The organism is Pseudomonas sp. EA_15y_Pfl1_P101 (assembly GCF_963970835.1).
Classification (GTDB): Bacteria; Pseudomonadota; Gammaproteobacteria; order Pseudomonadales; family Pseudomonadaceae; genus Aquipseudomonas; species Aquipseudomonas tritici.
In genome coordinates, this window is sequence record NZ_CAXAPA010000017.1 from 77,849 (window position 1) to 99,175 (window position 21,327).

General features: G+C 56.3%; 24 protein-coding genes. 2 read left to right on the forward strand and 22 right to left on the reverse strand.

Features of this window, described 5'->3' with window-relative positions; all coding sequences use genetic code 11:
• Positions 1 to 105: 105 nt before the first annotated feature.
• On the forward strand, positions 106 to 1,191 hold the full coding sequence (locus tag AACY36_RS23620) for a hypothetical protein (protein ID WP_339497636.1): 1,086 nt from the start codon (positions 106 to 108) through the stop codon (positions 1,189 to 1,191).
• A 26-nt stretch (positions 1,192 to 1,217) separates the two neighbouring features.
• Here the strand turns inward: AACY36_RS23620 and AACY36_RS23625 are convergent, their stop codons facing one another.
• The 12 genes from AACY36_RS23625 to AACY36_RS23680 form a co-directional block, all read right to left on the reverse strand.
• Positions 1,218 to 1,949, reverse strand: coding sequence for a TIGR03747 family integrating conjugative element membrane protein (locus AACY36_RS23625; protein WP_339497637.1), 732 nt, complete (start codon positions 1,947 to 1,949; stop codon positions 1,218 to 1,220).
• Between the two features lie 88 nt (positions 1,950 to 2,037).
• Positions 2,038 to 4,143 (reverse strand): type IV conjugative transfer system coupling protein TraD, encoded by a 2,106-nt coding sequence (gene traD, locus AACY36_RS23630; RefSeq protein WP_339439384.1) that lies wholly within the window; start codon positions 4,141 to 4,143, stop codon positions 2,038 to 2,040.
• Positions 4,144 to 4,152: 9 nt separating this feature from the next.
• Positions 4,153 to 4,665, reverse strand: a complete 513-nt coding sequence (locus AACY36_RS23635; RefSeq protein ID WP_339420341.1) for an integrating conjugative element protein — start codon at positions 4,663 to 4,665, stop codon at positions 4,153 to 4,155.
• Positions 4,662 to 5,210, reverse strand: a complete 549-nt coding sequence (locus tag AACY36_RS23640; protein ID WP_339420340.1) for a lytic transglycosylase — start codon at positions 5,208 to 5,210, stop codon at positions 4,662 to 4,664. The genes AACY36_RS23635 and AACY36_RS23640 overlap by 4 nt, the downstream gene beginning before the upstream one ends.
• A complete protein-coding gene (locus AACY36_RS23645; RefSeq protein WP_339439385.1) occupies positions 5,192 to 5,911 on the reverse strand; it encodes a TIGR03759 family integrating conjugative element protein in 720 nt (239 codons plus the stop codon). The genes AACY36_RS23640 and AACY36_RS23645 overlap by 19 nt, the downstream gene beginning before the upstream one ends.
• Positions 5,912 to 5,920: 9 nt before the next feature.
• Positions 5,921 to 6,592 (reverse strand): chemotaxis protein, encoded by a 672-nt coding sequence (locus AACY36_RS23650; protein ID WP_339420339.1) that lies wholly within the window; start codon positions 6,590 to 6,592, stop codon positions 5,921 to 5,923.
• Positions 6,589 to 7,131, reverse strand: coding sequence for a PFGI-1 class ICE element type IV pilus protein PilL2 (gene pilL2, locus AACY36_RS23655; RefSeq protein WP_339439387.1), 543 nt, complete (start codon positions 7,129 to 7,131; stop codon positions 6,589 to 6,591). The genes AACY36_RS23650 and pilL2 overlap by 4 nt, the downstream gene beginning before the upstream one ends.
• A gap of 106 nt (positions 7,132 to 7,237) precedes the next feature.
• Positions 7,238 to 7,984 (reverse strand): DUF5983 family protein, encoded by a 747-nt coding sequence (locus tag AACY36_RS23660; RefSeq protein ID WP_339420337.1) that lies wholly within the window; start codon positions 7,982 to 7,984, stop codon positions 7,238 to 7,240.
• Positions 7,985 to 8,036: 52 nt separating this feature from the next.
• Positions 8,037 to 8,531 (reverse strand): RadC family protein, encoded by a 495-nt coding sequence (gene radC, locus AACY36_RS23665; protein WP_339420336.1) that lies wholly within the window; start codon positions 8,529 to 8,531, stop codon positions 8,037 to 8,039.
• Between the two features lie 100 nt (positions 8,532 to 8,631).
• Positions 8,632 to 8,889, reverse strand: a complete 258-nt coding sequence (locus AACY36_RS23670) for a hypothetical protein (RefSeq protein ID WP_339420335.1) — start codon at positions 8,887 to 8,889, stop codon at positions 8,632 to 8,634.
• A gap of 70 nt (positions 8,890 to 8,959) precedes the next feature.
• Complete coding sequence (locus AACY36_RS23675; protein ID WP_339420334.1) at positions 8,960 to 9,541, reverse strand: STY4534 family ICE replication protein; 582 nt, start codon at positions 9,539 to 9,541, stop codon at positions 8,960 to 8,962.
• Positions 9,542 to 10,419: 878 nt separating this feature from the next.
• A complete protein-coding gene (locus AACY36_RS23680; RefSeq protein ID WP_339420333.1) occupies positions 10,420 to 10,761 on the reverse strand; it encodes a helix-turn-helix domain-containing protein in 342 nt (113 codons plus the stop codon).
• Between the two features lie 209 nt (positions 10,762 to 10,970).
• Here AACY36_RS23680 and AACY36_RS23685 point away from each other — a divergent pair, with 209 nt between their 5' ends.
• Positions 10,971 to 11,228: a hypothetical protein gene (locus AACY36_RS23685; RefSeq protein WP_339420332.1), complete on the forward strand. Its 258-nt coding sequence runs from the start codon at positions 10,971 to 10,973 to the stop codon at positions 11,226 to 11,228.
• Between the two features lie 37 nt (positions 11,229 to 11,265).
• Here AACY36_RS23685 and AACY36_RS23690 read toward each other — a convergent pair whose 3' ends face one another.
• From AACY36_RS23690 to AACY36_RS23735, 10 genes are all read right to left on the reverse strand, one after another.
• Positions 11,266 to 13,233 (reverse strand): DNA topoisomerase III, encoded by a 1,968-nt coding sequence (locus tag AACY36_RS23690; RefSeq protein ID WP_339420331.1) that lies wholly within the window; start codon positions 13,231 to 13,233, stop codon positions 11,266 to 11,268.
• A 220-nt stretch (positions 13,234 to 13,453) separates the two neighbouring features.
• A complete protein-coding gene (locus tag AACY36_RS23695) occupies positions 13,454 to 13,924 on the reverse strand; it encodes a single-stranded DNA-binding protein (protein ID WP_339420330.1) in 471 nt (156 codons plus the stop codon).
• The gene (locus AACY36_RS23700; protein WP_339420329.1) at positions 13,921 to 14,439 is read right to left on the reverse strand and encodes a DUF3158 family protein; all 519 of its coding nucleotides are present in this window, start codon (positions 14,437 to 14,439) and stop codon (positions 13,921 to 13,923) included. Before AACY36_RS23700 ends, AACY36_RS23695 begins: the two co-directional genes overlap by 4 nt.
• A complete protein-coding gene (locus tag AACY36_RS23705) occupies positions 14,436 to 15,191 on the reverse strand; it encodes a PFL_4669 family integrating conjugative element protein (protein WP_339420328.1) in 756 nt (251 codons plus the stop codon). The genes AACY36_RS23700 and AACY36_RS23705 overlap by 4 nt, the downstream gene beginning before the upstream one ends.
• A 144-nt stretch (positions 15,192 to 15,335) precedes the next feature.
• Positions 15,336 to 16,523, reverse strand: a complete 1,188-nt coding sequence (locus AACY36_RS23710; protein ID WP_339420327.1) for an STY4528 family pathogenicity island replication protein — start codon at positions 16,521 to 16,523, stop codon at positions 15,336 to 15,338.
• On the reverse strand, positions 16,520 to 17,068 hold the full coding sequence (locus AACY36_RS23715) for a DUF2857 domain-containing protein (RefSeq protein ID WP_339420326.1): 549 nt from the start codon (positions 17,066 to 17,068) through the stop codon (positions 16,520 to 16,522). Before AACY36_RS23715 ends, AACY36_RS23710 begins: the two co-directional genes overlap by 4 nt.
• Positions 17,065 to 18,639 (reverse strand): ParB family protein, encoded by a 1,575-nt coding sequence (locus AACY36_RS23720; RefSeq protein WP_339420325.1) that lies wholly within the window; start codon positions 18,637 to 18,639, stop codon positions 17,065 to 17,067. Before AACY36_RS23720 ends, AACY36_RS23715 begins: the two co-directional genes overlap by 4 nt.
• A gap of 323 nt (positions 18,640 to 18,962) precedes the next feature.
• Entirely contained in the window at positions 18,963 to 19,790 is an 828-nt protein-coding gene (locus AACY36_RS23725) for a ParA family protein (RefSeq protein ID WP_339420324.1), read from the reverse strand.
• A 4-nt stretch (positions 19,791 to 19,794) separates the two neighbouring features.
• Positions 19,795 to 20,025: an AlpA family transcriptional regulator gene (locus AACY36_RS23730; protein WP_339420323.1), complete on the reverse strand. Its 231-nt coding sequence runs from the start codon at positions 20,023 to 20,025 to the stop codon at positions 19,795 to 19,797.
• A 109-nt stretch (positions 20,026 to 20,134) separates the two neighbouring features.
• The gene (locus AACY36_RS23735) at positions 20,135 to 20,890 is read right to left on the reverse strand and encodes a hypothetical protein (protein WP_339420322.1); all 756 of its coding nucleotides are present in this window, start codon (positions 20,888 to 20,890) and stop codon (positions 20,135 to 20,137) included.
• Positions 20,891 to 21,327 lie beyond the last annotated feature (437 nt).

Below are 21,327 nucleotides of genomic sequence, written 5' to 3' on the forward strand. Positions count from 1 at the left end.
CGACGTTGGTCTGGAATTAAGATCTCCGTTTGAAGAGTGAACGTCAGCAGATTATTCGAGCTGAGTGTGATCGGTTTTATTAAATTGTCGTTAAGGAAGGTGGTAGTGGAAGGCGTAAAGGAAAAAGTTATAGTTGAGGTCGCGGAGCGTTTACATGGCCGCAGTGACGAAGAGATTTTTCAATTTTTTATGTCGACTGAGACGTTTGCAAGAGAATACGCGGTCAGCTACGAGTTGGAAGGGCCAATGTATTTGGTTCTCGATAACAGTATAATTCAGTCTTTTAAACATCGAGGCTCTAAGCCAAATCGCGATTTGCAGGCATTATCATATACCGCGTTTACCAGGTTCGTAACAGGCTGGAGTGATAGAGAAACCCACTTGGCTGTAACACCGGCAGCCCTTTATGAGCATATGGGGCGTCGTGGAAATATTACGTCAGCTGAAGCAGTAAATGCACTCGAAGAACTTCAGCTGTATTTCTCTGATACAGGTCTGCGCATGACATGGATCGGCTTTAAGTCGGTTGAAGCTTTGGTGGGGGTTCTCGCCGCGGTACATGCTGACGATATGTACCTTACGCAATACTTTAAGAAAATAGAAGGCATGAGTTGGAAGAGAGACTTGAAGGCGCCTTTCGGTGTGAAACTTCCTATTGGTATTGCGTATGTTGAAATACCTGATGACTTGCCTTTGAAATATTTTGATGCTTGGTATGTTAAGTTTGTACTCACTAGTCGAGTGGAACGCGCGATAATTCAGCAGTCGCAGCATAACCCCGATGCACTGCCGATCGGGAGTGGCCCAATGGCGGAGGCTTTAGCTGATCTCAATAATTTCAATAGGAAGGGTGCTTTATTGGGGCTAGGAGATATTGATATGTTGCAAGTCTGTGATGGTTCCCGACAGTATCAGCAGAAAGCCGGTTATGTTTTGGTAGGGCAAACCCTGGACGATACGCTCGCTGACGTTTTGAGTCATCGACACTCATATATTGAGAGCATGGGAGTGGAGTTCGGAACCCCAGATGCGGAGAGTCAAATTAAAGATATGGTTAATTTTATGTTTTCAAAACCATTCTCTGAGCATGAAAAACGTGCGGATAGGATTTGGCCTAAATTGAAGGATTTCATGGGGGCAATCGCCACGGCCTGCAAAAATGCGAGTATGAATTCCACTCGTAGCCAATGACTTGAGGAAAGCTTAACGGCCAAATTTCACAGATATTTCTTGAATGTCGTCGCGGTGATTGCCGTTGTTACACCAAGCATCGCGGCGCTCGGTATAAATATAAAGAGAGGGTTGAGCGAAACGGGCAGCGATAGGTAAACAATCCAAGGTACAAGCAGCAACGGCGTCATTGCACGCTTAGCCCTATGATAGACAAAACTGCTCTCACGCCCCGCTCCAAATTTTCGCAGGTCACGACGCACCAAACCATCGACAAAACCAGTCAACATCACTACCACGAAGAGGGGTATGGCCAAGACTAGAATGGTCAGGCGCACCATGAAGGTGAAGGTGACATACACCGCCGCCAGTATGAAATCCTCAATGCTCACGTAGAGCTGATTGGTCCAACCCCAGAAGCCGTTGCCTTGGCTCGACACTCGCGCTTGCCGGGCAAAATCCGCAAAGCCAGTCTTCACTAGCAGCCACTGATTGAGGAAATCCAGCCACTGGACAATAGTTCGCCCAGGTTGTTGGAGGATGAGTGAAGCCTTGAAGTGCTCGCTGAGCCATCCCAATTCGCTATTCAACATGGCTTGGCCGTGTCGCCAACCCTGGTCGCCCCAGAGCAGCAGTAGACCGGCGAACTCGATGAGGATTGAGAATAGCAACGAGGCAATCAGCAAACCGATGATGCGTAAAACCAAGCCAATCGCCGAGACGATTAACCCTGGGTGCTGGGTCGGTTGTGGTGGCGAGTTTGGTGCGAAAGTCGTCATCGTTCACTCCAATGAGTTGCAGAGCTGATGTCGTAACGATGTCTTCTGGATCGTTTTCTGCTGAGTCAAAATCTTTAGCGGGGGCGGGCTACCCCACCTGATCCAAATCGAAGTTAGTTGTTGGGCCGCCACTGCTGGCGCTCCACCACTGCCCCGCCTGTGCGTTGTACGCCGCCCGCATCCGTTGAGTGAGTTCCTGCAGATCCTTGGGCATGGCGTCGTCGTTGGAGGGTTTTGGCAACGGCATGCGGACTTTCCAGAGCTGGCCACCGGCCTGAAAGGAAAACATTTGCCCCTTGGGCAGACTGACGATATGCGCTGGCTCGATCAGCGGCACACTGGTGCTGCTGACGCGGTCCTGCGAGGAGGAAGTGAAGTCTGTATTGGCCTCCGGATCAGAAGTGTCGGTGGCTCCCGACACCAGGGTCTTGGTCAGCACGTTAACCTTAGGCAACTGCTGGGTGAGTAATTCGGCGGTTGCAGTTTCGCGCACGCGGAGCATCTGCAGGGTGTTGAAATTGCCGATCACTTGGCCAGCTTTCGCCCGGTTACCGATGCGCGCTTCGATATCGCTAAGGGTCTGGGTGTAGGCGGTTACCTGGATGCCGGCGCCACCTCCCTTGTTGATCAGCGGGATGAACTCGTCGCCCATCAACTCGTTGAACTCATCAGCGTGCAAGTTGATCGGCAACTTGTCACTGTTGTTGTTCGATTGGGGCAGGCCATGGTCAATGCCGTGTTTATAGATGTGTCCCGCCACCGAGACCAAGTCGGCGAACATGGAGTTGCCCACAGCGGCGGCCACCTCGGCGTCGGTCAGTGCATCCAGGCCGACATAGACGATGCCGCGTTTACGGATGATCTGCATCCAGTCGAATATTGGCCGCGGGTCATCTAAATCGGTGTAGTTGGGAGCCAGTAGCTGGGCGGTCTTGCCGGTGGTGAGTTTCTCCAGCAGCGGCAGTAGCGAAGCCACGATTTTGTCGAAATAAGTACGGTCGTAGCGTACCGCCGAACGCAGTCCATCCAGCACCGGATCGAACACCCGTTTCGCCGCCAGGTATTGTTCGATGGCCACCACGCGCTTTTCGCGTCCGATCATATGCCGGGGAATGTTCTTCTCGGTGAGTTTGCCTTCGAGCTGGACGATCACCTCCCACGCCTTAGGGTCGGTCTTGGCGAAAAACTGCTGGGCGTATTCGATGAACAGCGCGTCGATGTTGACCACATGGCGTTGGATCTGCAGATAGTCCGGACGCCGACCCAGCTCGATCAAAGCCCGGGCAATGATGTTGACGAAGCGCCAGGCGAACTCACGGAAGGCCGCAGAGTTACCTTCGCCGCTGAGCTGCCCAGCAATGCGAGACGCCACCTCAGAAATGCGTCCGAAACGTCCCACGGCGTTGTAGCGAGCGGAGATCTCCGGCCAGCCTAGATGGAAAACATAAAACTCCTTTTCCCGACCTGCGCGTTTGGCTTCGACGTACATCCGTTTAAGCAAGTCGGCATCGCCCTTCGGGTCGAAGACGATGACGACCTCATGTTCGATGCGATGAATGTCCTGGGTGATGTATACCTCGGCGAGTCGCGTTTTGCCGACACGGGTAGTGCCGAGCACCAGGGTGTGTCCGACCCGTTCGCCCAGCGGCAGACTGACTTCCGTTTCATCGGGCTCGACCCCATGCAACAGTGGCGACCCACCTACTGGGGGTAAAGGGCGCAACGGATTGAAGGCGCTATCCCAGGCCGTGACACCTGCCAGTATCGAGAGCGGAAATGGTGCATGCTCCAGGCGCCGTTCGAGACCACGGGCCAGGCGGTAGCTGGTCGGTTGGTCGACATAGTGGGCGACCGCCGGATCCTGCGCCTCGACCAAGCGCTGGGTGTGCAGGCGGCTCCAGCGAAAGCCGCGCCCCATGAACAGACGTCTGCGACTGACCGGAATCTGCCGACTGGTCAGCTCGTAGCGGGGCAGCCGACGGATATTTCGCCGATAGCGCAGCACCTCCCAGGCTTGTCGCAGCCGGATCAGGCCGAACAGGGCATAGGCCAGCGCTGCAACCAGACCGATCTCGGGTGACAGGGCGACAGCCCAGGGCGAGTACACGCACAACACCGCGGCGGCGATGCAGATCGCTACGGTGTACAGCTCCACTGCGGGTCGGAGTTTGGACTCCATCGCATGCTCGGCCATGACGTGGACTCACTGTTCCAGTGAGCTGGCGGTGATCAAGACGGGGTAGTGCTCAATCTGCAGACGGGTGGCAATGTCGTTGCCGTTGACCGGCAGGATGGTGATGCCCGGGGCGGCGGCTCGAATCCGAGCCAGTGCTGCAGAATCGGCCACTTCGACGGCGAGTCCCGCCGCGCCCATTTCCTCCAATTTGGCCGCACGTTGATGCAACCAAGCCAATGACTGGGGATCCTCACCGATTAGGAAAAATGGCCGTAGGCCCGGCATGTTCATAGCGCGAGGTGTGATCTGGCCCGGGCTCAAGCGCGAGCTTCGTATGGGCAATATCCAGGTTTCATCAGCAAACGTGGACAGGTCCGCATGTACGGCCCGATCAGGCTGGGAGTTGTTGCTTATTGACGGCCTGTTAGCTTGAAAATGAGATCGGATGAAGTCGCTAGGCTGATCCCCGGCTAAGGTCCATTGTGACTGGGTAGTTGCCAAGAGCAGGGTGAAATAACAGGCAATGGGGGTTCGCTTCATGGTGGTGTGCCCTGTTTAAAGGAAACCTGCAGTCGTTCGAGTTGGCGGGAAAAGCCGGCGCGGTAACGCGCGGCCGGCGTTCCTCCTGCCGGGCGGTGATATCGGCCAGCAGCCGACACCCAATCACCGGTGACGGCGTGATGTTCTTGCAGCAGCGCGGCAGTTACGGCCAGATTGCGGTAGGGTTCGAGGGCTTCGCAGGGACTGGAAAAATGCTGTCCGTGATAACCCAGGTTGATTTGCCCAAGCCCGGCATCGACCCGCTTGGCGTCATACCGAGCAAGCGCCTGAAGCAAGGCGTGACAGGCGGTCTGACGATTGGCGAAACGGTAAGGACTACCGGCAATATTCAGCGTCCAGGGCCAGGGCAACAGTCGACCACGGAGGCGGGCGCCACTCTCCTGCAGGGCAATAGCGAACAGCACCGTGGAAGGGATGTTGGCGTCATGCGCCGCCAGTTGATAAGCCGGAGGCGGAAGCTCATCAGCGTGGACGGCGAGCACTGTCAGCAGGAGCGCAATAGCAATCAATCGAGACGTTGCCATTGTCCGTTCACCTGCTGAAATGTGACGGGTAACGGTCTCGGGGCTCCCAGGCTGAACCAGCGCCCGCGATCATGGTTCAGGGTGATTCGCCGGTGTTGGACCTTGCTCGCATCAATGCCTGCTTGCCGCGCCCAGCCACGGACATGTTCATCTTCACCTTGGCTGCCCACCAGGTAGATATCGAACGCCGTATCACTGCTTTGCAGACGCTGCGCTTCAGCGGTGCACGCTGGGCAATGGTCTTCGACAAACAGAGCACGGCGCGGCTCTACCGGTGAGCTAGCAGCGGGCGGGGATGCCATACCCTGAATCGGCAACAGTCCAGGAAACAGCTTGGCCCAAGCTGCGGTGTAGGCGTTTTGGTAAGCCAACTCGCGCTCGGCACGTTTGGCTTCCAGCGCTACCTGCAATTCGGCATAGCGCTGACGCTCTTGGTCGTTCTCTGCCTCGACGCCGAGTGCAGTCAGCGGATCGAGATTCGGGCTCCAGTAACCACGCGGCCCGGCTTGGATCTGTTCGAAGCGTGTCCATTCCTGCTCGGTGAGACCCCAGCTTGCCGCCTGTTCAGAGTGCGAACGCTCCAGCGGAGCAGACTGCGTGTCCTGGGTCCGTGACGGTGCCGTGACGGGGTTGCCCAGCGCAGCGCCCGTGCTCAGCAATGAAATGAAACAGACGATGGGGCTCAGCGGAGCTCTGTTCATGATCGCTTCTCAAGGGAGGTGCACGGTCTGGTCTGGGTGAGCGGTCACCGCGAAGATAGCCGCGTTCGGCTCCAGCACCGTCAGTTGCCATGTGCCGAACTGCTCGCCGTTGTGTAGCAACTGGATATCATTGAGCGAGCGACTGTCAGGAGGTGCGACCGCCAGAAAGCGCTCGCCACCGCGGTACTCGACGCTCAACACTGAAAATGGCGGCAGGAGCGGGGCAGGCTTGGGCTGAGCGGTTTTTTTCGGCTTGGCCGAGGAAGGCGTCGGTGGTGGGAGTGGTGGCTGGGTCTTGAGGTCCAAGAGTTGCTGCTCAACGTGCTCAAGTCGTGCGCGTAGCGCGGTCATGTCGGCTTCGGTGGCACGGTCTGCCAGGCCGTCGCGTAGCTCCTGTATCTCTTGTGCCCATTGATCCAACATCGGATCGAGGGTATTGGCCTGTTGCTCACCGGTATCGACCATTTGTTTCAGGTCTTTCAGTGCGTACTGCAGCTTCTCCTGTGCATCCATGAGGGTGTTTGAATCACGTTGGAGGGTATCCAGGGTCTGTAAGCGTTGGGCGTTCGCATTTTCCAGCTCGGTCACGCGTTGATACTGGTTATACAAGCCACCACTCAGCCCGGAGACCGCCAGGCAAAGTGAGCCGACAATGAGGGTTTGAAACGTCGAGGCTTTCATGGGCGTGCCTCCGGCTGATGGGACGAGGTTGGTGTGGCCCGCACCTTGCCAGCATCATTTTTTTCCCGTTCGAAGCAGACCGAACGGCTGACCTCATCGGTCGTGAGTTGCCATGCGGGGCCTGCCAGCACTTGTAGCGCGTTGCGTAATGAGATCGGGCCGAGTCGGTAATGGGCGGCGGGCAGAGCCCGGGTAAACAGTATTTTCACTGGTTCCTCGGCAGGGCAGAGCGAATAACCCGAGCGCTGCAGCACGTAGTGCATTGCTTCCTGTACCGAAGGATTCAGGTTGGACGGAATGCTCACGTCAACGATTTGAGCGAGAAGATCACGTTGTTCCGTGGTGGGCTCGGTGCTGACCAGCGTATAGCGGCCATAGCGGAGCTCTGACGGATGGCTTTCGTCGGCCGGGCTCCTCGATAACTGGGGTCGATTGGAGCCACCCTCAATCTCTGGATGAGTCGGCAATGGGGTTGGGATTGGCGCGGTGCAGGCGCTCAACAAGCCCAGCAGGAAGACAGGCGTGAAAAAACGCTCCATGGAAAAAACCTCATGTCAGATTCCGTGCAGAACCTGACATGAGGTGAAGGAGTCATTCAGTGAGAAAGTTGATTCAAGGCGAGTCGTGTTAACGCCGAAGGCATTACTACTCATCAAAAATGGCTAGCCCATCCAAGACGGCAGCGTCGGGGTCGAAAATCAACAACCTCACATCCGCTAATGCCGCCAGATACAGTACGTTGACCAAGGCATCTGGCGTGCCGGCGTCGAGCTGCTCTTGCCTCAGCGAAGAGTAAGGATTGCCCTCGATCTTCACCAAGTTATCGTCGGTCCAGGGCGTTCCGATCAGCTTACATCCGACGCCATTGCAGTCTGGCAGGGCAAAGGGTTCAAACAGCAGTCCGGTTGGCTTGGAGTCGAAATTGCCAGCTCGGCTTTCCAAGTGGCGCAGTGCTTCGTCAGTGAGGTGTGCGGCACTGATCTCCCAGGCTCGACTGTAGTGTCCTGTGTCGAAGCTCAAACGATGGACCATGGCTTGGGCTTCTTCCAGGGAATACAGGTCACCGACGTGATGTCGTTCGTTGAGCATTTCGCCAGTTACGGCATAGATCACTTGCCGCACCAGTCCGGTGGACTGGAAGCGTTCATTCATTTCATCCGGCGTGGACTGGCCCTCGCTGATCAGAGCGAAGTTGTCGTTGAACAGACAAGGGAACAGTTCTAACGCATTGTCGGGCAGATGGGATTGTGCATCGTGTACGGGGCGAATGCACGGAGGGCAGTCATTTGCATAGGCGATCTGTAGCAGTCGTTCGATATGCAAGTTGTCGTAGCCGCGAGCAAACGGGTTTGAGGTTTCCAGCAGAGCCGGGGGTTGGGTTGTTGGGTTCATGAGGATTCTCCAGAAGGGAAATGAACAAGGCGTCCGAAGACGCCTTTGGGGGTTAAAGCCAGCCATGCTCGGCAAGGGAGAGAGGGCGACCTTCACCGACGATGAAATGATCCAGTACGCGAACTTCGACCAAGGTCAAGGCCTCCTTCAGTCTTGCGGTCAAGGCGTGATCCGCCAGGCTGGGTTCCGTGCAACCGGAGGGATGGTTGTGAACAAAAATCGCGGCTGCTGCGTTATTCGCTAGGGAGCGCTTGACGATTTGGCGGGGGTAAACGCTGGCGCCATCGATACTCCCGTGAAAGAGGATCTCGAATGCCAGAACGCGATGGCGAGCATCGAGAAAAATCACACCGAAAACCTCTTGCTCTTGGGGTGCAATATGCAGTTTTAAGTATGAGGCCACGGCGTCAGGTGACGTCAGGTTGGGGCCGCGGGTGAACAGCCGACGATCCAGAATACGCAGCGCTTCGTCGATCAGCTGGTTTTCCTGGGCGATACGATCAGCCTCGACATCCGAGGCTTCAATCAGGGTGAGCTGGGTGTTCATGAGGTACCTCCGAAGGGAACAATCCGGGGGTACACCCCCGAGGGGAGTGTTGTCCCCGAGGTGGATATAGAGTGACGGGCATTGCCCGATGACGCGCTGTTTACAGCCGAGTGAATCGGTGGCGTTGTCCGTGCAGATGTGAGTCACAACCGTCGCAGGGCAACGGAGAGAAGGTTCTTATTCCCCGGCCAGCTTCGGGATCGAAGTCGGCACTGATGGGCATTAGCCGGACCAGTCCAAGATGGATACCGGCGATGCGTTTCTCGATCTCATCGGTCGTGTAGTAGAGCGATAACGTGCTGTAGTCCTCGTAAGCCGCAGCGAACAGGCAGTCGTCGCAAAGCCAGAAGGATTCCATGTGGGGTCTCCTGTGCTGATTGAAGAAAAGGCGCTCGATTGAGCGCCTTAATGTAAACATCGCGAATTGTTCAGGCTGGCTGAACAGAGCGTGTGGTGACACGGCGGGCCGTGCGGGGAGTGGGTGCAGATTCAGATTCAATCCTGGACTCTGCTGGGTTGTCGGTATCCTCAGCTTCGGCATCAGCCGACGTTGGGGATGGCTCACTGTTTGGCGCTTGCTCAGCAGGTGCTGTTGCCTCCTGCCTGGCAGGCGCTTTGTATTCGAACGTGCCGTTGACCTTGATCCAGTCGATGTACAGCAGACGACCTTTCAGGCTAGCGCCCGGTTGGCCTTGCTTATCGCCTTTCTCATAGAGAAATGGGTCGATCCACAGGTCGCCGATACGGAACGACAGCAAAACCTTTTTCTCGGCTTTGACGGCGTCCATATAGAGACGAATCAAGCGTTCAGCTTCGCCTCCAGCGACTTTGCAGTCGAAGCGAGTGTACTCGACCGCATCTGTGGCACCGTGCAGGGCGGCGATATCGCAGGCCATGAACGGCTGGCCACGGCGGACTTGTACTTCACGAACACGGTTGAGGTAGCCGATACCGACGGTGTGCAGATTGAAGTAAGTGGTCGCTTCTTGGGATTGGTTGGCGTGGGCCATGGTGGTTCTCCTGTTTCAATGGAAAACGGCGACGCACAGCCCCTGACGGAGAAGTGAGCCCCGTCAGGGTGGGTAAGATTAAGGCGAGCGATGAAAGACACGCCATCGGCAAGCCGATGAGCATCAGATCGATGCGCCTGGAGGATAGCGGTGCAGCCGAGGAGAAATCCGCAGCAGTGGTCTGTTGAGCTGGGGTAGTGGGCATTCATAACCGCTGAAGCGGTAACCGTGCAAGCTTCCGAACGCTGATCGCACTTGGGTAAACCACCACGAACGTGGCGTAGCCTTGAAGGTTCAAGCTACCTGGGCTGGGCTGTCAACGACAGCGAACCACGGCCTTTGTATAAACCTGTCACAGGGAAGCGTCAAGACGTTGCAACGCGATTTTTTGAGGTCGGAATACGGTGGCTGTCAATGGAATTAAGAAAGCAAAAAAATGAAGAGGGGGCCCGGCTCGGCGCCAGGCGAAGAAGAGAAAAGCCACCTTAGGCGGTCTGACGCAGTCTACAAGCTCCTCGCAAAACTTGGTTTGACTGCGCCATGATTCGCCAACCGACCCTTATCGTGGCCTGGGTCGGAATACGCTGGCACGCATCCGCGCACAAAGGGTGCCCAGTGTTTCCCCGGCGGGCTCCGGGACTGAATGCGATCGCCGTAACGGATGACCGCTGCTGCCTGGCAGAGGCAACAGTGGTCATCCGCCACATTGATCCGGTCGAGCACAAAGCGGGAATGAAATTCCGCAGAAGAGAAGGCTCCGAACTCTAACAGTCCGACCGAGCTACCCGGAGCGAATCGGTCTTGGGTCGCCGTAAACGATGATCCTGAGGCACTACAGCAGAGCGGGTGGGAGGACGTCAAGCCAGTGTGCTAAGAGGTTATTTGCTACTGAGATGAGCGGCCAGCTGTTCGACGGTCGTCAGGATAAAGGCCCGGTCGCTTTCTTGAAGGCCGCTCAGCAGACCCGCGATCATCTGGCCCTGGTCGTTGGGGCGACTGCTCGACTCCGTCAGCAGTTCATCCATCCGGCAGTCGAAGATGTCCGCCAGTTGCATCAGCTTGATCACGGAAAGCTCCACTACACCCCGCTCAAGGCGCGAAATGGCTTCGCTGCCGATCCCCAGTCGTTCAGCCACCTCTTCCTGGGTCAGATTACGCTGAGTGCGGTGCTTCGCGATCATGCGTCCGATTTGGGCTTGGGTTGGATGTTTATGTGCCAAGTGATGAGTTCTCCAATTCAACCCGAATGGTTGAGCAAAGACCCGTTGACATGAACATCCTTAACGGTTGAGTATCGACTTATAGGGTTGTTATATTGACTGAAATACCTGTTTGTCGCGACGTGACATGTGTTCCTTTAGGAATCAGAGCCCGTAGTGACCAGCGAGACTGAGCGGTCTGATAGGACCAAATGGAGGAAAGGTTGAGCATGGATGAGCAGCGCGAGAACGACATGGACTTGATCTGGGATCGAACACTGGAGCTGTTCATCAAGATCCATGATTGCCCTGATAACCCCGCACACCTCGACAGCCTTGTTCATTGGCTCAACGAAGATCCTGCTCACCTGAAAGCGTTCAACGAACTGGGGCAGATATGGATCGCGACAGGCATCGCGTTGGCCCGTGAAATCGGACGACCGCTAGACGACTTGGAGAAGGATCAGGCGCCGTTGATGATGCACTGATAACACCCCCGGGGTTCATGTGAACGCCAATGGCGCCTCATGGACGACGCGTACCTTTGCTGATCGGCACAGTGCCTTTGCAGTCCGGGTACTGGGAGCATGACCAGAACGGCCCTGATTTTCCCTTACGCCTGAGCATTGAGGCATTGCAATTGGGGCAAGCCGGCCCGGCTTCGACCGGTACCGACAAAGTGAGCGCTCCGCAGTTTGCGATCAGCTGCGTAATCCAGTGCGCCTGCTTGGCAACGAATGCATCCAAGGTCAGACGTCCCGCTTCGATTTCATCCAGAGCTTGCTCCCAGATCGCTGTCATAACCGGATCCGCGACTGCTGCGGGTACCGCTTCGATCAGGGTATGGGCCGCTGCGGAGGCCATCAAAGCTCGTTTTTTCTTCAGCAAATAGCCGCGATCAATCAACCCCTTGATGATGCCGGCTCGCGTAGCTTCGGTGCCGATACCTGTGGTGTCCCGAAGTTTCTGTTTCAGACGCGGGTCGTTGACCAGCTTGGCCACATTTTTCATCGCCCTGATCAGATCACCCTCGGTGAGCGGTTTGGGAGCGGCGGTGCGCATGGACTTTAGTTCGACGTCGTCCACTGCGCACTGGCTACCCTGTTGTAGGGCGGGCAATACCTGGGTCTTTTGACCGGGTTTATCGTCTTCGGGGTTGTCGGAGAGTAAGCCTTTCCAGCCCAAAACCAGGATCTGTTTGCCCACAGCAGTCAAGCGCTCTGCACCGCACTCCAGCTCGACCTCAGTTCGATCAAACTCATGATGCGGTAGAAATTGCGCGAGATAATGGCTACGAATCAATTCGTAGACTTGGCGCTCTTGTTCAGACATCCGCCCAAGGTTCGCCGGCTCGGTGGTGGGGATGATGGCGTGGTGCGCGGTGACCTTGGCATCGTTCCATACTCGTGAGCGCAATGATCGATCGATGCTTCCGAGCGCTGGGCGTAACGCGGGATCCATTTTGAGCAAGGCATCGAATACCGCGGCGACCTCGTTGAACATGCTCTCTGGCAAATAACGGCAATCGCTGCGCGGATAGCTGGTGGCTTTGTGGGTTTCATACAAGGCTTGGGCGATGTTCAGCGTTTCCTGAGCGCCAAGTCCCAACTTGCGTGAACAGACCTCTTGCAGTGTGCTCAGGTCGAAGGGCAGGGGTGGCGCTTCGCGCAAATGCTCAGTCTGCAGCGAGACTACGGTGGCGGTCTTGCTGCTAAAAATCGCTTGGACGGTCTGACTGGCAAGCGCCTGCTGCAGGCAGCGACCGGCTTCGTCACGTCCTGAGCTTGGCGGTATCCACGACGCGATGAAGGGTTGCCCCATTGAAGATAGGTGCACATCCACCACCCAGTACGGCACAGAGACGAAGCTGGCAATTGCGCGGTCTCGTTCAACCACCAAGCGCAAAGTGGGTGTTTGGACGCGTCCAACCGACAGCACGCCGTCATAGCCCGCCTGCCGCCCTAGGAGGGTAAACAAACGACTGAGGTTCATACCAATCAGCCAATCGGCGCGGCTGCGGGCGAGGGCTGAGTGATAGAGTGGGAAGGTCTCCTGACTAGACTTCAGCGACGACAGTGCTTTGCGAATCGACGCCTCGTTGAGTGCGGATAACCAGAGGCGCTGAACGGCGCCTCGGTAATTGCAGAGCTCCAGTAACTCGCGGGCAATCATTTCTCCTTCGCGATCGGCGTCGGTGGCGATGATGACGGTGCTAGCTTCGTTGAGCAGGCGTTTGATGACTTTGAACTGCGCCGCTGTCTTGGGTTTGACCTCGACCTGCCACTGCTCGGGAATGATCGGCAGATGATCAAGCGACCAAGATTTGTAACGCTCGCCATAGGCTTCGGGTGGGGCCGTCTCCAGCAAATGGCCGATGCACCAGGTGACGGTTAAGTCGAGGCCGATTAGGCAACCATCACCGCGTCGGGTGGCTCCGAGGACCTTGGCGATATCGCGACCTTGGGAAGGTTTCTCGCAGAGAAAGAGACGCATAGGACCTCCGGATTGAGTTCGGAGCAGCGTTATTGAAAACAGCGGTGGCGAGCTATGAGAAACCTGAATGGCAGGTCTCTCATATTAGTCGGTGAGGGCAGTCTTGAATGGGGGCGAGGCTGCTAGGTTGCAGTCATGTGGACGAGAGTGCTTCACGAGCAGCGAGTAATGACAGGCCAGGAACTTCGCGCAAACGCGCAATTTTTATCCCTCATGTCCGTCATGCCGATGGTGGCTGCCCTCTGCGCTTTTTGGACTTCGACGCAGGCGAGCTGGCATGATCTGTTGATTGCCCAGCATTTGCCCCAGATGAAGCCGGTTCATTGGATCGTTCCCGCATGACCACGTTCTGCACCCGGTGAGGCAATATGCCGATTCGACGGGCCTCGATCTTGAAGGTGACCCGCGCATTATCTTCGCTGTCCTCCCACTCATCGCGCACTGTGCGGCCTTCGACTAGCACACGCATGCCTTTCTGATACAGCGTGCTCCAGTGTTCAGCCTCGCGGTGCCAGAGCTCAACTGGCGCCCAATAGCCGCCTCGATCTTCATAGCTACCCTCGCGTGGCACTGGGTTGTCGAAGTACACATTCAGCCGTAGCAAACGCCGTGGCTCGTCATTGCCTGATGAAAATTCCTGGAACTCTGGCGCACTGCCAATGTTGCCTTCGCCGACAAAAAAAGTACTCATCCTGATACCTCCACTGCGGTTGTGAGTTGGCGCAGTAGCCGTTCGGCACTGGCCATTTTGATCGCGCAGGTCGATGCCTGGCGGTAGAGCGAATGCACCACGCTCATCTGCAAGTTCAGCGCAATGCGCTCGCATTCGAAACGGTGCAACCTCTCGCGTATGGCTTGCGGCAAGCCCTTGTTGGAGACCTGGCGTTCCCAGACCGCAACGCCCATACGAGCGAAGTCACGGGTACGCCAACGCAAAAAGGTGCTGCCTGCCCTGGTGTTCTGCAGCACCAATCGGATATCCAGTAGTGAGTAAGGCGGTTGTCCGGCTTGCTGCACCACCGCCTCCATCAGGCGACGTAACTGCGCCTCGGTTTCCCTCGCCACCTGCGCCAGGTACTCCAGCTCCCCCTTACCCTTAAAGGGTTTTAAAAGGCCTTTTAGGGAGGCAGCGTGTTCGAGTTGTCGATAGGCATCCGGTGTCAATGCTTCGTCGGGCAATGGTTGAACGGGTGTCATGGTACTCATGCTTCGTCCTCCTGCCCATTCACTGTCGGAGGTGGGGCTACAGCGTCCTCCATCAACGCATCAGCGTCATCCACTGCCACAGCGCCACGACGAGTGATCGGTGGCGCGAACTGGGAGCGGCGATGCCCTTCAAGGATGTCCATAGGGGGTAATCCAAATTTTTCCATGGCCGCCAGAGCACGAGCGTTGTTCGCCGCCATGTCATCACGGGTGACGCCAGCATGCCGGTAGCGCTGCGCCTGACCGAACAGGCTGCGCAGCAGATGGGCACCGTCGTCTATCCAGGCTTCCATGTCTCTGCGACCAATCAAGGCGGTGTGATGGGCCAACAGGGTATGGCGCACCAGCGTGTCGTAGTCAGTCAGCAGGTAGACGGCGAGAAACCCCAGTTGGCTGCCGATGTACAAGGGCAAGGTGACGGGGTGGATATTGAGGTTGTCGCTCATGTCGATCTGCGTCGGCAGGTCCTGCCTGATCCGGTCCAACTGCTGGGTCAGCTCCAACATCCCAGCCTTAGCCTGCAACAGTTTTTCTTCGAGCTGCACGATAGCCCAATCGGCATAAGGGTCGTCCTGCGCTGCGGCTTGTTTGATCAGATTGGTGACGCTGATGTAGCCGGCCATGCCCATGATCGAATGGACGCCTTCGCGTGCGGTCCGGCCTTGCCAGATCCGGGCGGCGTGGTGGGTGTGCAGGGTCAGCGTGATGCTGCTGCGCAAAGAACCCAGGTTGAGCTGATAGTGATCGGCCACGGTGTCGTCCTCGCATAGGCTTGGACGGAGACGTTGCGACAGATGAAGGTCAAGGACAGCTGAAAAGCTGAATGCGGTATGTTCGGTTTGGTTCGAGACGGTTGATTTTCGGGACGCTCGTCAGTGATGCCAGTGGCATCGAATCTACTGACGTCTAGGGCGTTTGCTACGCAGCTGGCGTAGTTCATCCAGGCACGCCTGGGCGATGGCAGAAGCGGGTTCGCCCTGTTTCCTAAGTTGGCGCGGGGGAGCGGATGACGGTTCTGCAAAGGGTAACGATTCAGCCTGACCTGCCCAAGGGTGGAAATCGCCTTTCAGCGCCCGCTGGATCAGGCCCATCAGATACGCCGCAGGTTTGCGGACGCTGCCTGCCGCACATCGCGCGCCCGCTTCGTTGAGCACCGCCTGCCGATCTGCTGGGTTTAGCTTGTTCAGCGTCACGGTGACGGCTTGTCGCTCGCTCGGACTCAGGTGCAGCGGATCAGGCCAGTGCAGGTTATCCACTGTCGGGGTCGCGCGCGGTACCGTACATATACTTTCTTTTAATACAGTACAGGCAGCGTTCGGATTCCGAACGGTGCCGGAAACATGGGCGTTCAGACCCGGTTCGGATTCCGAACTAGGCCCCGCACGGTTCCGAACGGGGTGGTCGCCACCCCGTTCGGAATCGTGTAACGCTTCATCGGGCGCCTTATCCAATCCTTGTTTTGTCCAACGGTCGCCCCAACTGTCGAGCCGGGTGGGGAGTTGACCCAGATCGATATCGGTATCTTGGCGGATTTCTTCCAGAACATGCTGAGCGACAATCCGCACAGCCTTGGTTGCATGGGAGAGGGCATGGCCGACCAGCTCCAGATAGTCCTGATCCAGCTCCATGGCTTCGGCGGGGGTTAACGGCTCATCGTGCAGGACGTACAGAGAACCTTGCAGGCGCCCGCTCAGCTGATCGCGGCCACGACTCACCAAGCTAAGCCAGCGCGTCAACCTGAGCATCGTCAGGACGCGAGCGATGGTCTCGCGGGAGGCTGACGCACCGTAGGGCACGCTCGACAGGTAAGGTTGAAGATCTTCATAGCGCGGTGTGACTACGCCCTGGCCTTGCAGCATGAGTCGAAATACTTGCCATGCATTACGCTCCAATGGCGTTAGCCGACAATCCAGCAGCAGGCGGCGCGGCACGACTTCATGTGATTGGCCACTGAACAGAAAGCCAGTCTGTAGAGCCTGGTTGGAGGGTTGTTCAGTAGTAGGGCGTGCAGGCCAACGTTCACTTAATTGCTGAGTACATTGCTGCAGAACACGCTGCCAGCGACTGGAAGGGGCGGTGTTCATGTTCCGTTGCTGTAATGGTCGATCTGTTGCCAAACGATGGTCAAGCTGATCTGTTGCTCCTCCGCCAACATCATCATGGCGTCGAGCTGATTCTCAGCACCGTCCTGATCGCGTAGTTGGCACCAACGCTGCCAGAGCGCATGTTCCTGCGCTTCGCTCAAGTTCTGGGGGCGTCCTTTACGGGTTTCTATCTTGAGCAGACGTCGGCGCAGCGCGGTTTCCGAATGGGCCAGGCCAAAGCACTGATACATGATGGTACTGCTGGCACCGAGCTTGAGCGCTCGGTTGATCAGGCGCTCGTTCTGTTCGTCACGTTCAGCCTGGTCGATCAACCGATGCAACACCGGCGAATCAATCTTGACCTCAACCCAGGGGACGATGGCATGGGCCAGGCGTGACAATGTGGTAGGCGGTAATGATTGCAGCAGGTAGATGTCCTCTTCACCCAGTCCGAGTGCTTTGCAGCGTTGCAGATTGCCCAGGCGCAACTCGTGAAGGACCTGGGTCAGCATGGCTTGGTTGAGCACATTGAAGGACAGGTTCATGGCAGCTCCCTTGGTGAATCGTCTTCATGGGTAAGCGTTAAGTCGATCAGGCGCCGGGCTAAGCGAATGAGGCGATACAGTTTGATTAACAAACTGTCAGGCAATCGCTCCAGTCCTACGTCCACGGCGGGACGATCGGCCAGCGGGAGTTGATAGATCCCCAATAGCAGTTGTCCGAACAGGGCTGAAGGCAATTGCTTGCGATCCTCCCAGTTCACTTCGTCTTGGGCACGCAGCAGCGCCAAGAGCAATAGGTGAACGCCGGCCACACGAGGCGCTGCAAGATCAAGTTGCTCGATGCTGAGGGCGAAGCCCAGGCCATGCTTCTGGTCGATGATGCTCTCGGGATGTCCGGCATAGGCCGCCATTTCCCGAGCCAGTCCGGCAATGGCTAAACGTAGTTGTTCGGGGGTATCCAGTGCAGGTGCGATAATCCAGATGTCGTCGATCAGGCAGGTTTCGATGGTCGGTACCGGTTCGGGGGCAGTGTCGCGATCAATCTGGTCGCGAATCTGTTGAACACGTGACGGAGGGTTGACTGCTGCTGGTTGGACATTCATTTCGGGCAGCGTGAGCCGCTCCTCTTGCGCTGTTTCGGTCTGGGTTCTGATCTCAGTTGATTTGGTTGAGACACGGCCTGCGGTGGCTTCTTCAGCCCCCGGCCGATGGCTGTTCTCCTTGGGCGTAACGACAACACCGGGCGTCCGGATGCCCCGCTGTGTATCGCTCAGCTCCAGAGCCAACATGCGGTAGGACTGTCCGAGTAAGCGGCTCATGCGTTCGAGCAATTCATCCTGGACTTGCTCAAGATCGAGGGAATCGGGGGCGGCATCAAATTGGCCCAAGGTGTCGAGCCAAAAATCGGGGAACGCAATGGCATCGGTCGGATAACGATTCCAGGTTTGTTCAGCCTGGCTACGCAGAGCGATCAGGCGTTCAATTTTGGGTTTGCCCAATCCGGCATACAGGGTTTGTGGGATGGCGGGCAGTAGGTATTCGAGGGTGTCGAGCATCCGGCTGATGTGCGACTGTGAAATGGGGTAGCCTCCATAGGCAAGACGTCGCGCCAGCTCGCGTTGTGAGAGTGTTGCTCCATCTGGTTCGAACATGGTCTTGAGTTTGGCTATCGCCAGAGCACGCTCGATGAAGGTGAGTTGGCCGTGCAGATCGCTTTCGGCCAGATGACCGAGCAGAGTGGTGACTTCATTGCTCCAGGGCCGGAACAGGCAATGAATGCGAAAAAAGCGCTCGTCGCGGGTTTCCTGCCACAGCTCGCCGAGAATCGCTAATCGTGTATTACCGCCGTTGCGGATGATGAAATAGGTTTCACCTGGGCGGCGGGTAATCGGCGGTGGTTGATCCAACCCGCGTTCACGAATCGAGGCTTTTATATCGTCATAAAGCGGATTGCGGATGAAGCGTGGGTTGTGTTCGTAGGGCCGCAGCTGCTCCAGCGTGACCAGCATGGGGGTGTCGATGATTGGATCGGACATTCGTTCCAGGTCTGGACTCTGAGGAAAATGGTCCTGGTGCAGCTTGTCGGTGATCTCCTCCTGACTGAGCTTCTTCATTTGAACAACCTCAGTTAATGCCGGTTACGCAAATGGTCACCGACCTCGAATTTGACGATCTCGGCAGTGCCCGAGCCTTCGAAATGTCGGGATAGTTCTGCGAGGAACCACCCCATGTTCGAGCGCCCACCCTGCAAGCGAAACACTATGGTGCAATACTCGTCGCAAGGCGGGTGGTGTAGTTGAGTAGTGGGTGGAACGACGGTGGGTAGTGGGTACAACATAAAAAAACTCCTAGCCAACCACTGTTGGCTTCAAGGTTGATCAAACCCAATAACTGGGCGAGAAATGCTGGCTGGTCATTCGCTTCATCAAATCGCCACTCACCCGTTCACCGTCGAGATCGCTTCGCGCCATTCCGGAAACAACTCGATGGCCAGTGCTTGCATGGTTTCCAGCGCTGATGGTGAACGTCGTTGACGTGACTTGCGTGAATCGATTCGGTGAACGGGCAAGCTGAGCGTGGCTGCATTGAGGTAGGCCACTCGGTTTGGAACTACAGTTCCTAAAACCGAGGTGTTGGGAGCCTCAGCGAACGTATCGCGCAGACCACGAATGATCATCCGTGTGTCCACTCGGGTGGTATTCGCCTGGTTCAGTAGCAATCGCAAAGAGGGCAGTGGAATGCCCAGGTGACGGAACGGCTCGAGTTCACTCATCAGCTTCAAGGTGCCGCGGTGCAGTTCGCGGGCCGCGAGCATTTCCGGAGTAATGGGAGAGAGGGCGAGATCGGAGGCCAGGATGGCCATCTCCAACAACACGCTGCGTGCGCCCTGAGTGTCGATTAAGAGCAGGTCATAATTGCGACGGAAATTGTCGAGCAGATTGCGCAGTCGTAAACGTCCGTCAGGGGCATGCAGCAGCAAGGTTCTCAGTCGGCCTTGATCGTCGTTGGAGAGGATTAGATCGAGCCCTTCAATCACAGTCCTCGAAATAATCTGGGTCGAAGTAGTCAGGTTGAGGGCGATAAGTTCGTAAGCACCTGCATTAGCCTTCTGGTTCAAGGCGTAGTAGCTGGAGAGGGTGGGTTGGCTGTCCAGGTCGAGCATCAGGACGCGTTGGCCAGCATCTGCTAGCAGACCACCGAGGTTGGCGGCTACTGTGGTTTTGCCTACCCCACCCTTAGTGGAAACCACCGATACCACGCGCATGGCATCAGCCCTGCTGGCCTAGGCGTTCCACGACCCACCGCTCGATTTCCAGCGAGTCCCAGCCGACCGCGCGCATTCCGATGCGTTTGGCCTGAGGAAATTTACCTTCCTTCATCAGGTTGTAGATATGGGCACGTTTGAAGCCGGTTTTTTGCTCCACCTCGTCGCGACGCATGATGTGACGTTCGCGCTGCGATTGAGGTGCTTCTACAAAGGTCAAGGATTGGATGGTCATATTGGTCACTCCTAGCGCCGGATGGCAATCAGTGGGAAGTGACCGGAATTCAACACCGAAAAATGAACTGTGTCATTGCACTGCAAGTGGGCCCATTGCAATGCAATGCTTAAGCTTTGACCTGCGCAATAGCACGGCGGCCAGCGGCAAACTTCTCATCCAGCGACCGCTTGCTCAGTCCCTTAATGCCCTCGTGATGCGACGTAACCCAATCAACGATGGACGCTTGGCTTTCGAAAATAGAGTGTTTCCTCCCTGTTTTGGTTGAGCCCAATATGAGATCGACAAGCGCACCAATGACGTTCAGGTAGCTTGATCTGCTTTGATCGCTGAGTTGCTGTTTGTTTTCGGCAAGCATGCGTAGGTAGTCACGCTCCAGTCCCGCAGCTTTAAGCTCGTTGATCACTTCTTGTAGCCTTGCTTCGGTATTTTTCAACTGCACCTGCAGGGCATCCCGATCTGCCTGTAAAATCGAGTATGTGTTGTAGTAAGTCGATTCATGAACCAAGGCACTTTGATTGAAAAGAAAAGACGGCCGCTGGTCTGGATGGTAGTGATACATCCACATCTTGAAGTCTGAATGCCTAATAGTCAGCAGCCTATGCTCGACAGGTGTCCCAGGCCTGACCGTTACGCCCAACGCTCCGTAAGGTAGCTCTTCATTTCGAACAGCATCAAGGATCTTTTCGACATTCGCTAGCAGGCATGGCCATTGAGGAAAAGCATTGAGAAGCCGACCTGGACAGCCGAACGCAACCTCCAGAATTTGAGCCTCATAATCAATCAAGTCGCACCAGCGTATGGCGGCCTCAATAGGTCGGTAGAACAGCTTGGCAATGGGGTTGAATTCTGCCTGGTCGCGCATAGAGGGCTCCTCTTTCGGAGGGCAGGCCCGCAAGGCACTGGCACAAGGTCTAAAGCGTGGGTTTGGGCATCCGTGCGGCTGCTATCCAAAAATTTCGTTGATTGCTAGTCGTATATCCTTATTCCTTTTGAGCAGTGCAAAATAGATTGATCATATGTTTTGCAGCCGAGATGTAGAGGCACGTCGTCACTTTAGACAGGAAAAGATACGCCTTAATGAACTAGCGTCAACTAGGCACTGAAAGTACCCTTGGTAGGTCAAAGGATACCTGTCGGAAAGGATATTGTCGTCTCGAATGCAGGCGCTAGAAAGTAGAACTTCAGTAAAAAACTGATCTTATATTCCGATCCCAATTCAATTGCCTTGTTGAAGCTCGAATCCACTGCTTCAACCTAAAAAAATAGCTGGGTGTGCTTTGTGCTGTGCATAACGACGCT

Excerpts from the sequence above, each read along its gene's own strand:
- AACY36_RS23625 (WP_339497637.1), bottom strand. The coding sequence starts at position 1,949 with ATGACGACTTTCGCACCAAACTCGCCACCACAACCGACCCAGCACCCA.
- traD (WP_339439384.1), bottom strand. The coding sequence starts at position 4,143 with ATGGCCGAGCATGCGATGGAGTCCAAACTCCGACCCGCAGTGGAGCTG.
- AACY36_RS23635 (WP_339420341.1), bottom strand. The coding sequence starts at position 4,665 with ATGAAGCGAACCCCCATTGCCTGTTATTTCACCCTGCTCTTGGCAACT.
- AACY36_RS23640 (WP_339420340.1), bottom strand. The coding sequence starts at position 5,210 with ATGGCAACGTCTCGATTGATTGCTATTGCGCTCCTGCTGACAGTGCTC.
- AACY36_RS23645 (WP_339439385.1), bottom strand. The coding sequence starts at position 5,911 with ATGAACAGAGCTCCGCTGAGCCCCATCGTCTGTTTCATTTCATTGCTG.
- AACY36_RS23650 (WP_339420339.1), bottom strand. The coding sequence starts at position 6,592 with ATGAAAGCCTCGACGTTTCAAACCCTCATTGTCGGCTCACTTTGCCTG.
- pilL2 (WP_339439387.1), bottom strand. The coding sequence starts at position 7,131 with ATGGAGCGTTTTTTCACGCCTGTCTTCCTGCTGGGCTTGTTGAGCGCC.
- AACY36_RS23660 (WP_339420337.1), bottom strand. The coding sequence starts at position 7,984 with ATGAACCCAACAACCCAACCCCCGGCTCTGCTGGAAACCTCAAACCCG.
- radC (WP_339420336.1), bottom strand. The coding sequence starts at position 8,531 with ATGAACACCCAGCTCACCCTGATTGAAGCCTCGGATGTCGAGGCTGAT.
- AACY36_RS23670 (WP_339420335.1), bottom strand. The coding sequence starts at position 8,889 with ATGGAATCCTTCTGGCTTTGCGACGACTGCCTGTTCGCTGCGGCTTAC.
- AACY36_RS23675 (WP_339420334.1), bottom strand. The coding sequence starts at position 9,541 with ATGGCCCACGCCAACCAATCCCAAGAAGCGACCACTTACTTCAATCTG.
- AACY36_RS23685 (WP_339420332.1), top strand. The coding sequence starts at position 10,971 with ATGGATGAGCAGCGCGAGAACGACATGGACTTGATCTGGGATCGAACA.
- AACY36_RS23690 (WP_339420331.1), bottom strand. The coding sequence starts at position 13,233 with ATGCGTCTCTTTCTCTGCGAGAAACCTTCCCAAGGTCGCGATATCGCC.
- AACY36_RS23695 (WP_339420330.1), bottom strand. The coding sequence starts at position 13,924 with ATGAGTACTTTTTTTGTCGGCGAAGGCAACATTGGCAGTGCGCCAGAG.
- AACY36_RS23700 (WP_339420329.1), bottom strand. The coding sequence starts at position 14,439 with ATGAGTACCATGACACCCGTTCAACCATTGCCCGACGAAGCATTGACA.
- AACY36_RS23710 (WP_339420327.1), bottom strand. The coding sequence starts at position 16,523 with ATGAACACCGCCCCTTCCAGTCGCTGGCAGCGTGTTCTGCAGCAATGT.
- AACY36_RS23715 (WP_339420326.1), bottom strand. The coding sequence starts at position 17,068 with ATGAACCTGTCCTTCAATGTGCTCAACCAAGCCATGCTGACCCAGGTC.
- AACY36_RS23720 (WP_339420325.1), bottom strand. The coding sequence starts at position 18,639 with ATGAAGAAGCTCAGTCAGGAGGAGATCACCGACAAGCTGCACCAGGAC.
- AACY36_RS23725 (WP_339420324.1), bottom strand. The coding sequence starts at position 19,790 with ATGCGCGTGGTATCGGTGGTTTCCACTAAGGGTGGGGTAGGCAAAACC.
- AACY36_RS23730 (WP_339420323.1), bottom strand. The coding sequence starts at position 20,025 with ATGACCATCCAATCCTTGACCTTTGTAGAAGCACCTCAATCGCAGCGC.
- AACY36_RS23735 (WP_339420322.1), bottom strand. The coding sequence starts at position 20,890 with ATGCGCGACCAGGCAGAATTCAACCCCATTGCCAAGCTGTTCTACCGA.